Here is a 19544-nt window from a genome sequence, read left to right on the forward strand (position 1 = left end):
AAACTGATGAAAACTGATTTGATATACGGTATTGAGGACCGTCCGCCGTTTAAAGATGCTTTATTTGCGGCATTGCAACATCTGCTTGCTATTTTTGTAGCTATTATTACTCCTCCGTTGATTATTGCCAGTGCTCTGAAACTGGATGTAGAGAAAACCGGATTTTTGGTATCGATGTCCCTTTTTGCTTCGGGAGTGTCTACTTTTATCCAGTGCCGACGTTTTGGCCCTATCGGGGCGAGACTGCTTTGTATACAAGGCACGAGCTTTTCGTTTATTGGTCCCATCATTGCTACGGGGCTTGTAGGCGGACTTCCTCTTATTTTTGGTGTCTGTATGGCGGCAGCTCCCATTGAAATGGTTATTAGTCGTACCTTCAAGTATATGCGCAATATCATCACTCCGCTGGTTTCGGGTATTGTGGTATTGCTTATCGGGTTGAGTCTGATAAAGGTAGGTATTGTTTCTTGTGGAGGTGGTTATGCTGCGATGGATAATGGAACATTTGCTTCTTGGGAGAACCTTTCGATTGCAGGTGTGGTTTTGCTCAGCGTTTTGTTTTTCAATCGTTGCAAAAATAAATATTTGCGTATGAGTTCTATTGTGCTGGGACTTTGTTTAGGATATGGGCTCGCTTTTGCTTTAGGAAAAGTGGATATGAGTGCTTTGAATGTAGAGATGTTGATGAGTTTTAATATTCCTCAGCCATTTAAATACGGACTTGATTTTAATGTGTCTTCTTTTATCGCTATCGGGCTGGTGTATATGATTACAGCTATTGAGGCGACCGGAGATGTGACGGCGAATTCAATGATTTCAGGTTTGAAGATTGAAGGTGACGACTACCTGAAACGGGTTTCGGGTGGTGTGATGGCCGATGGCTTTAATTCTTTCCTGGCAGGTATTTTCAACTCTTTCCCGAACTCTATTTTTGCGCAGAATAATGGAATTATTCAGCTGACAGGAGTAGCCAGTAGGTATGTGGGTTACTATATAGCGGCAATGCTGATTCTTTTAGGATTATTCCCGATTGTAGGAGCTGTTTTTTCGTTGATGCCGGACCCGGTGTTGGGCGGAGCTACTTTGCTGATGTTCGGAACAGTGGCAGCAGCCGGAATCCGCATCGTTTCGTCACAAAACATCGGACGTAAGGAGACATTGGTGCTGGCTGTCAGTCTTTCATTAGGGCTGGGAGTGGAATTGATGCCTGATGTATTGAGTCAGGCTCCCGAAGCTATCCGCAGTATCTTTTCGTCAGGCATCACTACCGGTGGCTTGACTGCGATTATAGCAAATATCGTAATTCGGGTGAAAGAGGAAGAAGAACGATGAATGATGAACAGGACTGTGTCAAAACTCACCACAGAGTACACAGAATAACATAGAGACGATTTTAGGTTGTTGATTATCAATAAAAAGACTCTGTGATACTCTGTGTTACTCCGTGGTGAAAGAAGTTTCGACACACCCTCGTTTATCGTTTATAATACTTCCAGATTACTCATCCGGTCTGTTGTGTGGAATTCAAATTCCGGATATTCATATAGTTTGAAGCGGGGCTCTGTTTCTCCTTCCGTATAGCTCCAGATGCTGGCATAGTCTTCCGGATCTTCCCCCATTTTGCTTAATTGCCTTAAATAAGCTGCGAGCGATTTATTTTCCACGATATATATTTTCCCCAACTTGTCAATAATAGAACTGTGGCGTCGGGTACTGTCATGGTCAAAGCGAAGGATGCGTTTACCTTCTTCGGTGATTCCCACCAGGTTGAATGTCATGCTCTTGCCGATAGCAGGCAGATTGAGTACGCTTCGGTCTGTAGCCATGAACGGTAGATGATGTTTCTTCATGAAACGGCGTATACGGGCGGCTGTGTCTTCACCTGTTTCGAGAAGAGAATATAGTTCGTCAGCTTGTTCCGGAGTTAATTTACCAAATGTTTTTTCCTCATGCTGTTCCTGCATCGATCGGCTGTTAGGTGTGAATACAGCATAATTTTCATTGAATCCTTTGACAGAGAAGGTATAGTAACAGACCACTCCCAGCGAGTTGAGCACTTGGCGTAGCCTTGTGGTATGTCCTCGTCGGGATGCTGCCACAGTATATACGAGCTGATTAGTGATAAGCCATCCGGCGGAAAGGATTTTCCGGATGGCTTCCCGGGTTTGTGGTGTCACCTCCAACGGGCTCTGGAAGTGGGTCTGAATTATAAATTGTTTCATTCCGATGGCAGAGGCTTTTTCTTTGAATTCTCTCAGAATCTCTATCAGTTCGTCATTGATGCGCATAGGCAGGTAAGCCAGTAATCTCGATCCTAAACGGACACGCTGTAATTCAGCGTATTTTTCTCCTTCCGGACGTTCTTGGTTTGCTTTTCGTTTTCGTGCGGCCATGCGATATACGGCTTCAAGAATGTTTCGCAAAGTCTTGTTCTGGCTCATCAAAGCATCTCCTCCGGTGATCAATATATCTCGTAACTGGGTGTCTTCTTCAAAATAAGTCATCAACCTGCGTAGTTTCTTATCCCAACTTTCTTTAGGGCGGAGCGCGTCGAATTCAAAATTCAGTCGTTCGCTTTGGAAGTCGTACATACGTTGACATGAAGCGCACAGTCCTCCGCAGGCACGTCCCATTGTATCGGGAATCAGGATAGCTACTTCCGGATAACGACGGTGAATGTTATGCCCGTCCGGTAATAGCCATCCCGCAGCATTCGGTTTTCCGGCTTCTACAATATCTTCGCGCTCCCAGGCACGGATATTGCCGTAGGTTTCCACCAAACGGGGTGAATAGAGGATGTAGCTTCGGATAGCTTCGTCATTGTATCCTTCGCCGTTGGTGTTGAGCAAAGAAAGATAATAGGGCGTGGCGAAGAAAGGCATCCCTTTTTTACGGGCTCTGGACAATAAATACATTGTTTCGCTGGAAAGAGAATTTCCGAGGAAGCGGTTGAGTTCGGCAGGAGTTTTGATAGCCATCGAAAGGTGGAAGCGGAAATCATCCCACCACCGGCAGACCTGATGGTATTTCTCCTCATAACTCAATCCTTCTTCAAAGTGGAACCGGGAGGATGGCTTTGATTTCCGGTTCTCTATTTTCTGTATCAGCAGATGCAGCATTCGTTCTTTGTTTTCGGTGCGTAGCTCTATCACGTCTTCGTCCAGTCCCGTGGCCCAGCGTTCGGTTCTGTTTTTGATTCGTTGCGGAGAGGGTAGGGGCATTTCCGGGTCCTCCAGTCTTTTGAAGAGGTTATACAGATCCAGGAACAAGTCAGTAGGCATTTCTGCATTTTCCAGATTCCCGGTCAAGAAGCGTCGGAGAAGGGATAAGGTCTGTATTTGCATATCCTGTTCGTTAGACAATTCATGAACTGTCTTTCCGTCGTAGTTGATAAGGAGTCGAATTTGCTCACCCGCTTTGTTCCCTCCGGATATGTGAGAAGCAAGGAACTCTTGCAGGTGGCTTTTAAAGTCTGTGTCATCAAGACTTTGCCGGGCCATTGCTGTGAGTTCGGGTAACTCCTGACAGTATAGTTGACGGATTTGGGAAAGTGTGAGTGAAAGCATTTTCTTTTGTTTCATACGCGATTGTTTTTAAGTTGTTAAAATTGAAATATTTGCATAAATATAATAAAAAAAGCGGAGGTAGAAAACCTCCGCTTTGCTATTCGTGCTATTCTTTACGATTCTTTTTTGTTTAATAACATTCAGCTTTTCATTTTGTTTTTGCTTCTTCGTCCTTGTGTTTAGGCTCCTTTTTAGCCAACAAGACAATGTTATAAACGTACTCTGACATCCATTGTTCCGAGAATCCGAGACGTTCTTTGTATTGACGTACAGCCGCTGCCGTTTTGTGTACGTCATCTGCTTTCCATACCGTTTTGGTACATACATCATGTACTGTCTTTTCTGTCATGGAGCGCAGGGCCTTTTTAAATAGGGCCGGCATACGGAATTTCCATTGCATCAGGTTGCCCATCAGCATCATCAGGTCGCTTGAGAATCCCTGATACATGAAAAGGTATGCTTGTACATCGTTTTGCGTACGGCAGTTTTTTTTGATAGATGTGTCTATCTCTTTAAAGAATGATTCACTGATGCCGTAATCCTGCATCAGCATCTTGCGGGATGCCGATTTCTCGGCTAATCCTAACTTACCTCCTTGCGTGGCTACTTTGAACAAACGTTTGAAGTTGGCTACATCCGGCAGGAAGCGGATATTTGTGATACCCAGATTTACTGCAATTACAGATTGAAAATATACACGTGTCAGTGATACGAAGTCTTCGACATTGCCCACTACTTTTGCGTCAGCGTCGGCTTGTTTCTTGAATAAGTTAGCGAATATGCTCATAAGTCATTTGGTCAATTTATAGATTGAGGCTGCAAATTTACTAAATAACTTGTTAAATTGCTACAGATTATATGGATAACATCTATTCTTTTTGAGGTACTTTACCAACATTCGATGTCCTGCTCTATGTCTTTCATTTTGTTTTTGGTGAATACCGGACTTTGGATGCCCGCTTTCTTCTGTTCACGATAGTCCTGCAATAAGCGGAAAGCATATTTTCCGAGGAAGGAAATTGCTATCAGGTTGCAGACAGCCATTAATCCCATGGTAATATCTGCCAGTCCCCATACGAAGTCGAGTGTGGACATGGCACCTACCCATACCATGGCGCCTACCAATATCCGGTAGAGGTATACCACCCATCTCCTGTGGGTAAGATAGCGGATGTTTGCTTCACCGTAATAATAATTTCCAATGATACTGCTGAACGCAAAAAAGAAGAGAGCGATTGCCACAAAAATACCTCCGAGGCTCCCTATTTCATTGTTCAGTGCATGCTGGGTAAGTTGCACTCCATTGGTCGAACCGTCGAGCGGAGCACCACTGAAAAGAATGATAAATGCCGTACACGAACAAATGATAAGTGTATCTGTAAAAACTCCTAAAGTCTGGATCAGGCCCTGCTTGACGGGATGTGACACGTATGCTGTGGCGGCTGCATTGGGTGCGGAACCCATACCGGCTTCATTGCTGAACAGGCCCCGTTTGATGCCTTGCATCAGAGCAGCTCCCATACCGCCTCCCAAAGCTTGTTGCCAACCAAAAGCATGACTGATGATGGTTTCGATAACACCTGGCAGATGCGTGATGTTCAGGAGTACAATGGCCAGTGCCAGCCCTACATATCCCAGTGCCATAATGGGGACAATGATGCTGCTTACTTTGGCGATGCGCTGGATGCCTCCGAAGATGATCAATAAAGTGAGTCCGGTCAGGATGATTCCCATCGGTATGTGGTTGATGCCGAATGCATGCTCTACAGCCGCACAAATGGTATTACTCTGTACCGAATTGAAAGCGAAACCGAAAGTAATGGTAATTAGTATGGCAAAAAGAATTCCCATCCATGGCTTCTTCAATCCCTTCTTCATGTAATAAGCAGGACCTCCTATAAATGATTCCTTTCCTTTTTCTTTATATAACTGTGCAAGGGTAGATTCGACAAAAGCACTTGATGCTCCTAACAAGGCAATGATCCACATCCAGAATATCGCACCCGGTCCGCCTACGGCAATAGCTGTAGCTACGCCTGCAAGATTTCCTGTCCCGACACGACTTGCCAGTGATATGGCGAAAGCCTGGAATGAAGAAATATGTTTTTCTCCGTTCTCCTCTTTTCCGCCGGAATCTTTCAGAAGACGTACCATTTCGCCAATCATCCGGAATTGTACGAAACGGGTTTTAAGCGTGAACCAAACGGCGCACCCCAACAGCATTGCAATAAGGATGTAGGTCCATAATATATCGTTAATCAGATCCATATCTTTGTTAATTAAACCATCGGTGCATTGTTCTATGGTTCATCCGGCCGATACGTAGTTGAACCATTGTTTTAATAATGTTGATAATCAGTAGATTATATTTACCTGCTTTTTCCTCGGTATGTAAATCCATTTACTTCGGCGTGTAAAAGCATTTACCTCGGCATGTAAATCCATTTACCTCGGTATGTAAAAGCATTTACCTCGGCATGTAAATGGAACTGGCATTCAAGGCAACAGATGCTCTCCCTTAGGGTGCGCGTCAAAACACCGTATTCTCCGGCCCCCCCCTTCTATTTCAGTCGGAAGTAGAATTTGTGGTTTTCGAATATTGGTTCCACAATGTCGAACCGGATCAACTTAGCCAATAAATGCTCTGCGGCCCGTCGGGAAATACCTGCTTGCCGGCAATAGCGATTCAGTGAGAGTGAGGTGTTTTTTTCCAGTAAGTCGAGTAATAACTGTTCTCGCTCGGTATATTGGATCAGTTCACCTGCCGGATTTCCGCTTTGCTGCCAAATGCGCAGATGTACCGGAGTAGCCAGGATATTCTCGTCTTTAATGCGGATATATGCCAGTGGTTTACCGGTTTCATCCTTGGCATAAACAGGCTTGTTCTCACTTTCCTCTATTTGTACGACTAATACAGAACGTCCTTCGACGTGAAATGTTTGCATGGAATAATGCACTTTCGGCTGACAGTAAAGTTGGGCAGCTGCTTCTATCATGTATTTTTCTTCGTCCGAACGTACACCGGCAATTTTCCCATTGTCTTTTACTCCGATCAACAACCGTCCTCCATCGGTGTTGGCAAAGGCCGACAGCGTTTTGGCAATCTTGCGGGCATCGGATATTTCAAATTTAAAGTCTTGTTGCTGATGCTCCCCTTCGGCTATCAATGCGTGTATGTAATCAGTATCTGTAAGCGGTTTCATGCTTGCAAAAGTAGATAAAAAAGACTAAACCTCATTTTTTTGCCGATTTTTAGCCGATAATTTCAAAAAAAATATCGTTTTTATGCGTTTATTTCGGGAAAGGATGTATTTTTGCCCATCATTATTAACGAAGAAATAAATAAGGATTATGAAAGAATTAGTAGAAAAGATTGCTACTTTGGTAGCTGAGTTCAACAAAGATGCAAATGCTCAGATCGAAAATGGTAACAAAGCTGCAGGAACTCGTGCCCGTAAAGCTTCATTGGAAATCGAAAAAGCAATGAAAGAATTCCGTAAAGTATCTTTAGAAGAATCAAAGAAGTAATCTTACGAATAGAAGAAAATGAAAAGCCGGTCTCAGTTTTGTGACCGGCTTTTTTATTTTACAGAAACTAAGCTTGTATCTATTGGCAGAAATAGTAAATTAGCAGGTATCCTCTTTTTTTGCAGATACTGTTTCCTCTTTTATTTCTGAGGTAAAAGTTTCAAGTATTCTCCATATCCTTCTTCCTGCATTTTCTCTTTGGGGATGAAGCGTAAGGATGCACTGTTGATACAATAGCGCAATCCTCCTTTGTCTTTGGGACCATCGGTGAAAACATGTCCCAGATGTGCGTCTCCCGTTTTACTCCGTACCTCCGTCCGCACCATTCCGTGTGATGTATCCGTCTTTTCTTTCACTGACTCTTTTTCGATCGGTTTGGTGAAGCTGGGCCAACCACATCCGGAATCGAACTTATCTGTTGAAATAAAAAGGGGCTCTCCGGTGGTGATATCTACGTAGATGCCATCTCGTTTTTCATTCCAGTATTCGTTATGGAAGGCTGGTTCGGTTGCATTCTTTTGTGTGACGGCATATTGTTCGGCTGTCAGCTTGTTGCGAAGTGTGGCATCATCCGGCTTTTTATAACTTGCCTGTGGTGTTTCGGCACCCTGTGCATTGGCCTTCTTTGCCAATTCAAAGAGTGCCGGATTTATGTGGCAGTATCCTCCGGGATTCTTATCCAGATAATCCTGATGGTATTCCTCTGCTTTATAGAAATTGGACAAAGGCTTCACTTCCACTATAATAGGTTTAGAGTATTCTTTGGCCAATTCACCGATGGCGCTCCGGATTGCAGGCAGATCTGCTTCGTCCGTATAATAGATACCGGTGCGGTATTGTGTTCCACGGTCATTTCCCTGCCGGTTCAGGCTTGTGGGATCAATCGTTTTAAAAAACAGGTCAATCAGAAGTTTCAGTGACACTTCTTGTGGGTTATAGTCCACTTTAACGGTTTCCGCAAAATTGGTTTTCCCTGTACATACCTGTTGGTAGGTTGGGTTGGCAATGTTTCCATTGGCATATCCGGTCTGGGTTGACTTTACTCCTCTGATTTGTTTCAGGAAATGTTCAGTTCCCCAAAAGCAGCCGCCCGCAAAATATATCTCACTCTGATTTTTCATACTTTTTTTCTCCTGTTTTTGTTGATAAATCCATTGTACGCCTTGTGCATAGCCGGTATAAATGATACCTGCCAACAGCACGACAAATATAGTGAACTTCTTTTTCATAATCCTTGGTCTCTTTTATAAATAACAAATGAACATCAATTTCTGATTATTAAGAACTGTTGTATCCTTCCATAAAGTGGTTAAAAAGAGATTATCTTTTGTTCTTTCAAGGGATTGTGCTTACTTTTGGCATAAACATTCTCTTGCTTTGCAGCAGAAAAAGAGTTCAGTATGGCAAAACAACAATTCAATAAACTAATTTGGCTGGTGGATACGATCTTTCGGAACGGACCTGTGACATTCGCCGAAATCAACCGTCGCTGGCGGGCGGGAGACGGTAGCCGTGTGGATATTCCTTTGCGGACTTTCCACAACCATCGACAAGCTATCGAGGAGATGTTCGACATCAACATTGAATGCGATAAGCGGGATAATACCTATTATATAGCAGATGCCGAGGGTATGTTGGGCGATAAGTTGAAGATGTGGTTACTGAATAGTTTTTCATTAAACAATGTACTGCAAGAAAATGTAGATATGAAGAACCGGATTGTGTTTGAAGAAGTTCCTTCAGGAATACAATTTATGGATACCATTATCAATGCTATGCGTAGCGGGAATGTGCTTGTTATGGAATATCAGGCATATAATTGGGAGCAATCCAAGAGTGTATTGCTTGAACCTTATTTCCTGAAACTTTTTCGGCACCGTTGGTACCTGGTAGGAGTGAATCGGGAATATAAGGCTTTCCGTTCTTATTCTCTCGACCGGGTCAGGGAGATCAGCCTTTCAGAAGATACTTTCAGTTTTCCGCGTAAATTCACTCCCCAAGATCATTTCCGCAATAGTTTTGGTATCATTCGAGATGAGAGTCTGCTTCCTCAGCGTACAGTACTTAGGGCCACAATTTCGCAGGCACCATATCTGAGAAACCTTCCTTTACACTCCAGTCAGAAGGAAATTGCTGTTACCGAGAATTACGTTGATTTTGAGTTGTATATATCACATACGTATGATTTTGTACAGGAGTTGTTGTCTAAGGGAGCGGCATTGGAGGTGTTGGAGCCCCGGTCATTAAGGGATACGATAAAAGATGAGATAAGAAATATGCAAACCCTTTATCACTTATGAATGCGAATGTACTTGAAAAACTGAAGATACTGGCAGAGTCGGCCAAGTATGATGTTTCTTGTGCTTCCAGTGGTACGGTGCGCTCCAACAAACCCGGCATGTTGGGCAATACTGTGGGAGGCTGGGGCATCTGCCATAGTTTTGCGGAAGACGGTCGCTGCATTTCGCTATTAAAGGTGATGCTCACCAACTATTGTATATATGATTGTGCTTATTGCATCAATCGGAGAAGTAACGACTTGCCCAGAGCTACGCTTTCCGTATCCGAACTGGTAGATCTGACGATTGAGTTTTATCGCCGGAATTATATTGAAGGACTGTTTTTAAGCTCTGGTGTGGTGCGTAACCCTGACTATACCATGGAGCGTCTGGTACGTGTGGCGAAAGATTTGCGTGAAGTGCACCGTTTTAATGGATATATCCACTTGAAAAGCATTCCCGGAGCCAGCCGTGAACTGGTGAATGAAGCCGGGCGTTATGCCGACCGCCTGAGTGTGAATGTGGAGATACCTAAAGAAGAGAATCTGAAACTGCTGGCTCCGGAAAAAGATCATAAGAGTGTGTTTGCACCGATGCTTTATATCCAGCAAGGGGTGCTGGAGAGTAGTGAAGAACGGAAAAAGTTTCGCTATGCTCCTCGTTTTGCTCCGGCAGGGCAGAGTACACAAATGATTGTCGGTGCCACAGCCGAAACTGATAAGGATATCCTTTTTCTCTCTTCGGCTCTTTACCAACGCCCTACGATGAAACGGGTTTATTACTCCGGTTATGTATCAGTGAATACATACGATACCCGTTTGCCGGCACTTAAGCAACCTCCTCTGGTACGCGAAAACCGCCTTTATCAGGCGGATTGGCTGATGCGTTTTTATCAGTTTAAGGTTGATGAAATTGTGGATGACGCTTATCCCGATCTTGATTTGGAGATAGATCCCAAGCTGTCTTGGGCGTTGCGTCATCCGGAACAGTTTCCTGTCGATATCAATAGAGCGGATTATGAAATGATACTCCGTGTTCCGGGAATAGGAGTGAAATCAGCTAAATTGATTGTTGCTTCTCGCCGCTACTCAAAGTTGGGATATTATCAACTTAAAAAGATAGGTGTGGTCATGAAAAAAGCACAATACTTTATTACTTGCAGTGAATTGCCTGTACGGACAGTGAATGAGATGACGCCACAGACCGTACGCAGCCTGTTATTGCCTAAGCCTGTTAGGAAAAAGACGGATGAAAATCAGTTGTCGTTTGTTTTTTCCGATTGAGATTGTTATGACTCTTTTTATTTACGATAAAACGCTTGATGGCTTGTTGACAGCAGTATTTGATGCTTATTACCGCAAGACTTTCCCCGATGTTTTACTTACGGATGGGGAGGCGTTGCCACTTTTTTATGATGAAGTTTTTACGGTTATTACCGATGACGAAAAGGCAGGACGTGTCTGGCGGGGATTGCAAAAAAAAGTATCGGCGTCTGCACTTTCGGCCATTACCTGGTGTTGGCTGTCGGAATTGCCCGAGGTGGGTTTACTCCTGTTCCGGTACATCCGTAAAGCCATTGATTCCCCTATATCCATTGAAACGAATTTTGGTGATCCGGATGTACTTGCCCTTTCCAGGATATGGAAACGAGTGGATTGGGAGCGGCTGCGTATGTTGCAGTTCGTACGCTTTCAGAAAGCAGCGGATGGCACTTTCTTTGCTGCTTTTGAACCTCAGCACAACGCATTACCATTGACGGTTGCTCACTTTAAAGATCGGTTTGCCGATCAGCGGTGGCTGATTTATGATATGAAACGGCGTTATGGGTTTTATTATGACCTGCATACAGTGGAAGAGGTGACGTTTGATCAGGATACCCCAGCCGCCCACCTGGTTACCGGTATGCTCGACGAAAGTCTGATGGATAAAGACGAAAAACTGTTTCAGCAGCTTTGGAAGACTTATTTTAAATCTATCACGATCAGAGAGAGGCTGAATCCCCGGAAACACAAGCAAGATATGCCGGTACGTTATTGGAAGTATATCACTGAGAAGCAGAAATGACCTTATTCAATCCGTTCTACTGTCACCTCGGGAAACTCCTGTATCAATGATAATAAATGCCCTTCGTCGTTGTTCCGTTTGGACTTAATGACCATAGTCACCTGATAAGTTTCTATTCCTCCGTGTTCTTGCTTATCCATCTGATACGACACTATCAGATAATCCTTGGAGTTAAAACGGTCCGCTATTCCTTTCAATACTTGTTTATTGTCGGTGGAGAATGTAATCATTGAACTTTTCATCCCTATACTTTTGAACAAGTAGCTTAATACTTCAAGACCCACGAGAGTCAGTACCATGGCGGCAATGCCTATAACGTACATGCCCGCACCTACTGCCAGACCGATTCCCGCTGTCGCCCAGATACCGGCCGCTGTGGTCAGTCCCCGCACTATCTGCTTTTGGAAGATAATTGTTCCGGCACCGATGAAGCCAATGCCACTTACTACCTGCGCCGCTACACGACTTGGGTCGAGCGTAACACTATCCTCTTTTATTATCTCTTGAAAGCCATATTGGGAAACGATCATTATCAGTGCACTTCCCAGTGAAACCAGGAAGTGTGTGCGATAGCCGGCTTCCTTGGCACGGTATTCTCTATCCAGACCGATGACGGCACCCAAGATGCCGGCAACCAATAATCTTAATACAAAATCGAAGTTCAACATTATACGAAAATCTCCTTTCTGTCTTTATTCCAATAATTTATTCGTAACCTAAAGATACGATTGTTTTTAGAAATAACGTATATTCGCAGCTAAAAGATTATTTCTTTCGGAAAGACTATATATTCAGTACTGCATAAAACTTAAAACACACAATGAATAAAAGACTTTTTTATTTGATTGGCTTTGCCATAATATTGGCAGTTGAAATCATAATCGGTATGTATGTTCACGATCGTTTTGTACGTCCTTATATGGGTGATGCATTGGTTGTTGTGTTGATTTATTGCTTTATACGGATTTTTATTCCGAAAGGTTTATCTCAATTACCTTTCTATGTATTTGCTTTTGCCTGTTTTATTGAGGTTCTTCAGTACTTCCAGTTAGTCGATGTGTTGGGAATAACGAACTCTGTGACCCGTATTATACTTGGGTCTACTTTCGATTTGAAAGATATAGTCAGTTATGCCGGCGGATATGTATTTATTCTGTTGGTGGAACGTTTTTGGGGTAAGAAAGGAAAATAAGAACGGTTTTTCTGCTTGTTTTGTAAATTCTTTGAAAGAAGTAGGCTTCGTTTATAAATTATTATGTAATTTTGCTGCATGTTATTGTTTGAGTGTGAACTAATTAATCTTGTTTGTCATGAGTCAAGAGAATCCTTCTTCCAAATTGGATGTGGAGTTTATTTATTTGCCTGTCGTCAATTATTCCATGCAGCAAAACCGGATACCTGTTGTACGGTTGTTTTCTATCAAAAATAATACGGAACATCCACTTGCGGATTTAAAGGTATCTTTGATTTTTGAGCCCGAGTTTGCAGCAGCTTCACCTGTGATGGTAGAAAGGTTATCTCCAGGTGAAATGATCAAAATAACTACATTGAACCTACTTTTGGATCCTTCTTTTTTCATTCGGCAAACCGAACGTTTTTCCGGTGCTATCGGATTGATTGTTTCTTGTGATGAAGAAGTAGTCTTCCAAAGTAAATATCCCATTGATATATTGGCCTTCGATCAGTGGGGAGGTATTCAGGTGTTGCCCGAACTTTTGTCGGCGTTTGTGGTTCCCAATCATCCCATACTTACAGGAATTATTTCTCGTACAGCATCCATTCTGAAAGAGTGGTCAGGTAGCTCCTCGTTGGATGCTTATCAGAGTTGTAATCCTAATAGGGTAAAGATACAATTAGCTGCTTTGTACGAGGCTGTTAAGGAGCAGCACATTGCTTATTGTACACCTCCTGCCAGTTTTGGAGATGCCGGGCAGAGAATCAGACTTTCGGATAATGTGCTTTCCGGCAAATTGGGAACTTGCCTGGATATGTCCTTATTGTATGCTTCGTGTGCCGAAGCTATGGGATTGCATCCATTACTGGTGGTTATTCAGGGACATGCTTTGGTGGGATGCTGGCTGATTGACGGAACATTTCCTGATGCGGTGAATGATGATCCTTCGCTGTTGACAAAACGAACTGCAGACGGGATCAACGAAATTATTTTACTGGAAGCTACCTGCATGAACGATGGAAAAAATGTGACTTTCGATGCAGCAGTCGGATTGGCTAATGGTAAAATGTTAGCGGTGAACGATTTTATTTGTTTTATTGATGTGGCACGTAGCCGTTTTGCCCATATCCTGCCTTTGCCTCAGAGGATAATGCATGGGAAAGCATGGATCGTAAATCCGGAGATGATTCAGACACCGGAAGACGAGTCGCACGTCAGTTACAGCAATGCCCCGGAAGAGATTAAGCAATATGATTGGGGAAATCAGGACTGTTACGTGGAAGTCACCAAACAACTTTTATGGGAGAGAAAGTTATTGGACTTGAGTCTCCGTAATAATTTTCTGAACCTTCGCATTACCCGAAATGCTCTTCAGGTGATTTCGGCGGATGTGGATAAGATGGAGGATGCTTTTTCTGACGGAACGGAATTTCAGATCTTGGGCAAACCTTCTGACTGGGATAATCCATTGTATGATTTCGGACTTTATGGAGCTTTGACGGAATCTGATCCGATGCTCGGTTTGATTAAGCAGGAATTGACACAGAAAAGATTGAGAACCTATTTGAACGAACAGGATCTGAAAAAGTCGCTTACTTATTTATACCGTTCTTCCAGAGTAGCTCTGGAGGAGAATGGGGCAAACACCTTATATCTTGCTCTGGGCTTGTTGAGATGGTATGAAACCGAACATAGTGAGCGTCCCCGCTATGCACCTATCTTGCTGCTTCCTGTTGAGATGATTCGCAAGTCTGTGTCCAAAGGGTACATCATCCGTGCCCGTGAAGAAGAGAGTATGCTCAATATCACTCTGTTGGAGATGCTGAGACAAAACTTCGGCATTACTATTTCCGGACTCGAATCGTTGCCGAAAGATGAGAATGGTGCCGATGTGAAACGTGTCTTTTCTATTTTCAGGAAGGCAGTGATGAATGAGAAACGCTGGGATGTGGAAGAACAGGCTATTTTGGGTACTTTTTCGTTCAGTAAGTTCATTATGTGGAATGACATTCATTCAAATGCTGAAGAGTTAAGTAAAAATAAGATAGTCGGGAGCCTGATGAGTGGTAAAATGGAGTGGGAAGTTGCAGATGTCGATGCCAGTGCCATAGAGCTGGACCACACTTTGACGCCTGCTGATATTGCTCTGCCTGTCAGTGCGGATTCATCGCAGCTTGAAGCGGTTTATGAAGCTGTGAGTGAAAAGAGTTTCATTTTACACGGCCCCCCCGGAACCGGTAAGTCGCAAACCATTACGAACATTATAGCCAATGCATTGTATCAAGGCAAACGGGTGTTGTTTGTGGCCGAAAAGATGGCTGCACTTTCTGTGGTACAAAAAAGGCTTACAAATATTGGCTTGGCTCCTTTTTGTCTGGAATTACATTCCAATAAAGCACGTAAAACAGATGTGCTCAGACAGTTAAAAGAGTCAACAGAGATTTTCCGGTATAAAGAACCGGAAGAGTTTAAGGAAGAGTCGGAGAGACTGTTTAAAATGCGTCAGCAGATCAATGGATATGTAGAGGCGCTGCACCGGGTATATCCTTGCGGTATTTCCGTTTATGAAGCGGTCACACGTTACAGTTCTATTGACGAAAAAGAAGAAATAATGATACCCGCTTTTCTGCTTACCACATTGACCAAAGAACGGTTGAACGAGTGGAACCATGCTGTGGAAGAATTGGTGGGAGTTGGAAAAGTAAGCGGACATTCTTATCATCATCCCCTCACCGGAATTAATATAAAGGAGTACTCTTCGCAACTGAAAGAGGAAACGGATAAGCTTTTGAAAGAGTATATAACTCTTTTACAGGTGATGGAGAAAAAGGTGGAAAAGTGCTTTTCAATATATGGAATAGGTAATAAATATACGGAGAAGTTGTTGGAGAGTCTGGTTCGGTTTATTCGTATCTTAATGCAACTTCCGGGGATGACTGCCAATTTGGTATTGATGACCGAGCCAAATGAGAATGTTGAAAAGATACGCCGTATCATTGAACATGGGCGAAAAAGGGATGCTGTCTACAGTTTGCTGAAACAATCGTTTGAAGATGCTTTTTTTACTTTTCCAGCACAGCAAAAGTTGGCGGAGTGGAAAGAGATTACACAAAGTTGGTTCCTTCCCCGTTGGCTGAAGCAACGTAAGTTCTGTAAAGAGATGTCTCTCTTTTCGTTGCAAGGGCGTATAGGCAAAGAACAGGTACTTCCGGTATTGCAGCAATTGCTTTCTTATCAGCAAGAAAAGCAGGAAGTGGACAGCAAAAGCAGTTGGCTGCAGAATTTGTTTGGTGCTAAGGCCCATTCAGGCGAAGAGCAGTGGGCTGATATAGAAGCGATGAGTGAGGGACTGCTTCAGTTGAACAGATTGTTGATGGGATTAGCCGAAGATGCGTCATCAGTACGCTTGGTTAAGGAGAAGTTGGCAGAACAGCTTTCAGAAGGCTATTCTTCATTCCGGCAAATGAACAAGGAACAACTTGAGGGAGTGGTACAGGACTGGGAACGTGAAAAGCAATTGGAGGAATCGATGCTGCAACTGCTGGGTGTTTCCAAAGAGGTGCTTCATGTCAGTGAAGACAATTGGCTGGCGGGAGCGTTACATCAGTGTGAAATTTGGGCAAAGAACACGGATAAATTGAAGGACTGGTATCGTTGGCTGAATGTGTCCCGTCGGTTCGAAGCTTGTGGCTTGGAGTCCGTATTTACAGCGTATACGGAGCGTAACCTGCCTACCGAACGGATGATGAATATTTACTTGAAAGGATTTTATCGTAGTTTTACGGAATATGCCATTGGTACGGAACAGGTACTGCAGTTCTTTAGTGGAGAGTTGTTCAATGACAGTATTCTCCGTTTTCGTGAACTGAATGAACAGTATCAGGAATTGATAAAGAAAGAACTTTATGCAAAATTGGCTTCTAACATTCCATCGTTTGTGTATGCGGCTGCCCAAAGTTCGGAAGTGGGAATTTTGCAGAAGTGTATCCGTAGTAATGGGCGTGGGGTACCTATCCGTAAACTGTTTGATTCTATCCCTAATTTATTGCCACGCATGTGCCCATGTATGCTGATGAGTCCTATGTCTGTAGCGCAATATATTGATGTGAACCATGATAAGTTCGATTTGGTTGTATTTGATGAAGCTTCCCAAATGCCTACATGCGAAGCTGTTGGTGCCATTGCCCGTGGAAACCATGTGGTCGTTGTAGGTGACCCGAAGCAGATGCCGCCAACCAGTTTCTTCACCAGTAACTCTGTAGATGAAGAGCATATCGAGATGGAAGATCTGGAAAGTATCCTGGATGATTGTCTGGCTTTGTCTATGCCTTCCAAATATTTGTTATGGCATTATCGCAGCAAACATGAGAGCCTGATTGCTTTTAGTAATTCACAGTATTATGATAATAAATTGTTGACTTTTCCGTCTCCTGACGATCTGGCTGCAAAAGTTACGCTGGTATCTGTTGAGGGATATTATGATAAAGGAAAAAGCCGACAGAATCAAGCTGAGGCACAGGCAGTAGTCGACGAGATTGTTCGTAGGCTTTCCGATCCGAAGCTGAGTCGTCAAAGTATTGGAGTGGTAACATTCAGTTCTGTACAGCAGACTCTGATTGAAGATATGTTGTCGGATGTTGTTATGCAAAATGCCGATTTGGAGAATCTTGCTTTTAACCGTGAAGAACCTGTTTTCATTAAGAATCTGGAGAATGTACAGGGAGATGAACGGGATGTCATTTTGTTTTCAGTAGGTTATGGTCCGGATATCAACGGACGGGTCAGCCTTAATTTTGGTCCGCTGAACCGTGATGGTGGTGAACGTCGTTTGAATGTAGCGGTATCTCGTGCCCGGTATGAGATGAAAGTCTTTTCTACATTAAAGGCTGATCAGATTGACCTGAAAAAAACATCTTCCGTAGGAGTGGCAGGTTTGAAATACTTCCTCGAATATGCCGGTAAAGGCACCGGTGTTTTGAATCACTCTAATGCAATGGCGTCCGAGAGTATTGATATCGGTACACTGGTGGCCTCAAAGCTTCGTGAGAGGGGGTATCAGGTAAAAACTAAAATCGGATGTTCCGGATTCCGGGTAGATGTAGGTGTTGTCGATCCGGATAATTCTTCCCGTTATTTGCTCGGAATTTTGTGTGACGGTGAAAATTATCGGGCTGCGAAAACTGCCCGGGATCGGGAAATTGTGCAAAGCAGTGTCTTGAAGATGCTGGGATGGAATATCTGTAAGGTATGGACAATGGACTGGTGGGAAAATTCACAAAAAGTGATTGACCGTATAGAGGGAGAATTGGAGAAAGCACGTTGCAGTAAATCGGAGATTCCGGCATCGGTTTCTCTTCCTGTTCCTGTATTGAATCAAGGACAGAAAGCCGGATTGCTATGTAGTGCACAACCTTGTTTGGTAAACGTTCCGGAACAGGTGATTCGGGAGGGAGTAAAGTCTGTGGAATCGGAGATCTATGAAACAGCTTCTTTGGTTTCAGTGAATCTTTCTTCCTGGGACTTTATGATGCCTCGACGAGAACCCCGTATCAGAAAACAGTTGGATGAAATTATGCATACAGAAGCGCCTATCAGTCGTTCATTGTTGAGTAACAGAATTTTCAGTGCTTATGGAATTCTTCGTAAAACAGCCCGTTTGATTGCCTGGATGGATGATATATTGAGTAGAACCCCTTATTACAAGCAAGAAGTTGACGGACTAACTTTTTATTGGAATACGAAAGAGGAAGCAGAGGCATATACTAAATTTCGTATTGATTCCAAACGTGAGGTGGCAGATTTACCTCCACGTGAGGTGGCCAATGCAGCTCTGAGTATATTGGAACAACAAATAGCTTTACCTTTGACTGACTTAATGAAAATAACTGCCCAGTTATTAGGTTATGCTCGTTTCGGACTGAATGTGGAGACTGCTATGCGTAGGGGAGTCCAGATGTTGTTGGACAGGGAAGAGGCTAAAATTGAAGGTGACAAGATACTTATGAAGTAGTCCGGCGCGGTCCGTTAGTCTGGGATTCTTGTTGGGGTGTTTCTTCGTTTTTTAGTTTATGTCCGCAATATTTACAATATGTTGCATTCTCTTCATGCCCCGTTTTGTGACAGTTGGGACATTGCAAATCTTTAAGTTTTTTGTACTCTTTCATCATAGATACAGAGACGATACCTGTGGGTACGGCAATAATAGTGTAGCCGATCAGCATAACGCAGGCGGATAGGAATTTGCCGAGGGCGGTAGCGGGGGTGATGTCTCCATAACCGACGGTGGTCATGGTGACGATGGCCCAGTAAATACTGTTCGGGATGTTATTGAATTGTGTATTGGGCTGAGTTCCCTCGATCATGTACATCAGCGTACCGATGGCGACGACGAGGATGACGACAAAGAGAAAAAAAACGGCTATCTTTTTACTACTTTCTTTGAGTGAGGTGAGCAATCGTTCGCCTTCAAGCCAGAAGTTAAAGAGCTTGAAGATACGGAATACCCGTATGATGCGGAAAGCACGGATGATAAGCAAGTAACGCGCACCGGGCAGAAAGAAGGCAAGATAGAGCGGTAACGTAGCGAGCAGGTCGATGATACCGAAAAAACTGAAGATGTATTTCCGTGGTTGAGGCGAACAGTAAATACGGGTGACGTATTCAAAAGTGAAGAAAGCCGTAAAAAGGTATTCGAGTACGATGAACGGAGCCGAAAGCCAGGAAGGAAGACCTTGCAGGCTTTCGATAATGGCGAGCAGAATACTCAATAGGATACATATGATAAGGGCTACATCGAATGCCTTCCCTGCGGGTGTGTCGGATTCGAAAATAATGACGTACAACTTACGCTTCAGAGCCTGGTTGTGTAGAAAACGATAGAGCCAAGAATCACTTTTCAATGTGTTAATATGTTAATGTAACTGCCAGAGTCAA

General features: G+C 43.5%; 14 protein-coding genes. 7 read left to right on the top strand and 7 right to left on the bottom strand.

Translation table 11 applies throughout. The annotated features are described in order from the left end of the window. The first annotated feature begins 6 nt into the window (after positions 1-6). Complete coding sequence (locus tag KO473_RS09175; RefSeq protein ID WP_005781005.1) at positions 7-1332, top strand: nucleobase:cation symporter-2 family protein; 1326 nt, start codon at positions 7-9, stop codon at positions 1330-1332. Positions 1333-1481: 149 nt separating this feature from the next. Here the strand turns inward: KO473_RS09175 and KO473_RS09180 are convergent, their stop codons facing one another. The 4 genes from KO473_RS09180 to KO473_RS09195 form a co-directional block, all read right to left on the bottom strand. Further along, on the bottom strand, positions 1482-3581 hold the full coding sequence (locus tag KO473_RS09180) for a KamA family radical SAM protein (RefSeq protein WP_005821526.1): 2100 nt from the start codon (positions 3579-3581) through the stop codon (positions 1482-1484). A gap of 133 nt (positions 3582-3714) precedes the next feature. Continuing rightward, positions 3715-4353, bottom strand: a complete 639-nt coding sequence (locus KO473_RS09185; protein WP_005781003.1) for a hypothetical protein — start codon at positions 4351-4353, stop codon at positions 3715-3717. A 101-nt stretch (positions 4354-4454) separates the two neighbouring features. Beyond that, complete coding sequence (locus KO473_RS09190) at positions 4455-5834, bottom strand: sodium:alanine symporter family protein (protein WP_005808095.1); 1380 nt, start codon at positions 5832-5834, stop codon at positions 4455-4457. Positions 5835-6127: 293 nt separating this feature from the next. Further along, positions 6128-6769, bottom strand: coding sequence for a helix-turn-helix domain-containing protein (locus KO473_RS09195; RefSeq protein ID WP_005781000.1), 642 nt, complete (start codon positions 6767-6769; stop codon positions 6128-6130). 148 nt (positions 6770-6917) lie between these two features. On the opposite strand from KO473_RS09195, the gene KO473_RS09200 reads away from it, so the two are divergent. Further along, entirely contained in the window at positions 6918-7094 is a 177-nt protein-coding gene (locus tag KO473_RS09200) for a histone H1 (protein ID WP_005780999.1), read from the top strand. Between the two features lie 140 nt (positions 7095-7234). Here the strand turns inward: KO473_RS09200 and msrB are convergent, their stop codons facing one another. Further along, entirely contained in the window at positions 7235-8323 is a 1089-nt protein-coding gene (msrB, locus tag KO473_RS09205) for a peptide-methionine (R)-S-oxide reductase MsrB (protein ID WP_005808092.1), read from the bottom strand. Between the two features lie 171 nt (positions 8324-8494). Here msrB and KO473_RS09210 point away from each other — a divergent pair, with 171 nt between their 5' ends. Genes KO473_RS09210 through KO473_RS09220 form a run of 3 tightly spaced genes read left to right on the top strand, consistent with a single transcriptional unit; the run spans position 8495 to position 11437 of the window. Beyond that, a complete protein-coding gene (locus KO473_RS09210; protein ID WP_005808091.1) occupies positions 8495-9394 on the top strand; it encodes a YafY family protein in 900 nt (299 codons plus the stop codon). Next, on the top strand, positions 9391-10656 hold the full coding sequence (locus tag KO473_RS09215) for a putative DNA modification/repair radical SAM protein (RefSeq protein WP_005780995.1): 1266 nt from the start codon (positions 9391-9393) through the stop codon (positions 10654-10656). The genes KO473_RS09210 and KO473_RS09215 overlap by 4 nt, the downstream gene beginning before the upstream one ends. A 7-nt stretch (positions 10657-10663) precedes the next feature. Further along, positions 10664-11437, top strand: coding sequence for a TIGR03915 family putative DNA repair protein (locus KO473_RS09220; protein WP_032537685.1), 774 nt, complete (start codon positions 10664-10666; stop codon positions 11435-11437). Positions 11438-11439: 2 nt separating this feature from the next. Here KO473_RS09220 and KO473_RS09225 read toward each other — a convergent pair whose 3' ends face one another. Beyond that, complete coding sequence (locus KO473_RS09225) at positions 11440-12108, bottom strand: MgtC/SapB family protein (RefSeq protein WP_032531631.1); 669 nt, start codon at positions 12106-12108, stop codon at positions 11440-11442. A gap of 149 nt (positions 12109-12257) precedes the next feature. Between KO473_RS09225 and KO473_RS09230 the strand changes: the two genes are divergently transcribed. After that, the gene (locus KO473_RS09230; RefSeq protein ID WP_005821523.1) at positions 12258-12629 is read left to right on the top strand and encodes a DUF2809 domain-containing protein; all 372 of its coding nucleotides are present in this window, start codon (positions 12258-12260) and stop codon (positions 12627-12629) included. A 118-nt stretch (positions 12630-12747) separates the two neighbouring features. Continuing rightward, positions 12748-18621, top strand: a complete 5874-nt coding sequence (locus tag KO473_RS09235) for a DUF3320 domain-containing protein (protein WP_005821522.1) — start codon at positions 12748-12750, stop codon at positions 18619-18621. Here the strand turns inward: KO473_RS09235 and KO473_RS09240 are convergent. Continuing rightward, entirely contained in the window at positions 18611-19510 is a 900-nt protein-coding gene (locus KO473_RS09240) for an ion transporter (RefSeq protein WP_005821520.1), read from the bottom strand. The two genes, KO473_RS09235 and KO473_RS09240, sit on opposite strands and share 11 nt — an antisense overlap. Positions 19511-19544 lie beyond the last annotated feature (34 nt).

Source organism: Bacteroides sp. HF-4919, assembly GCF_018860125.1.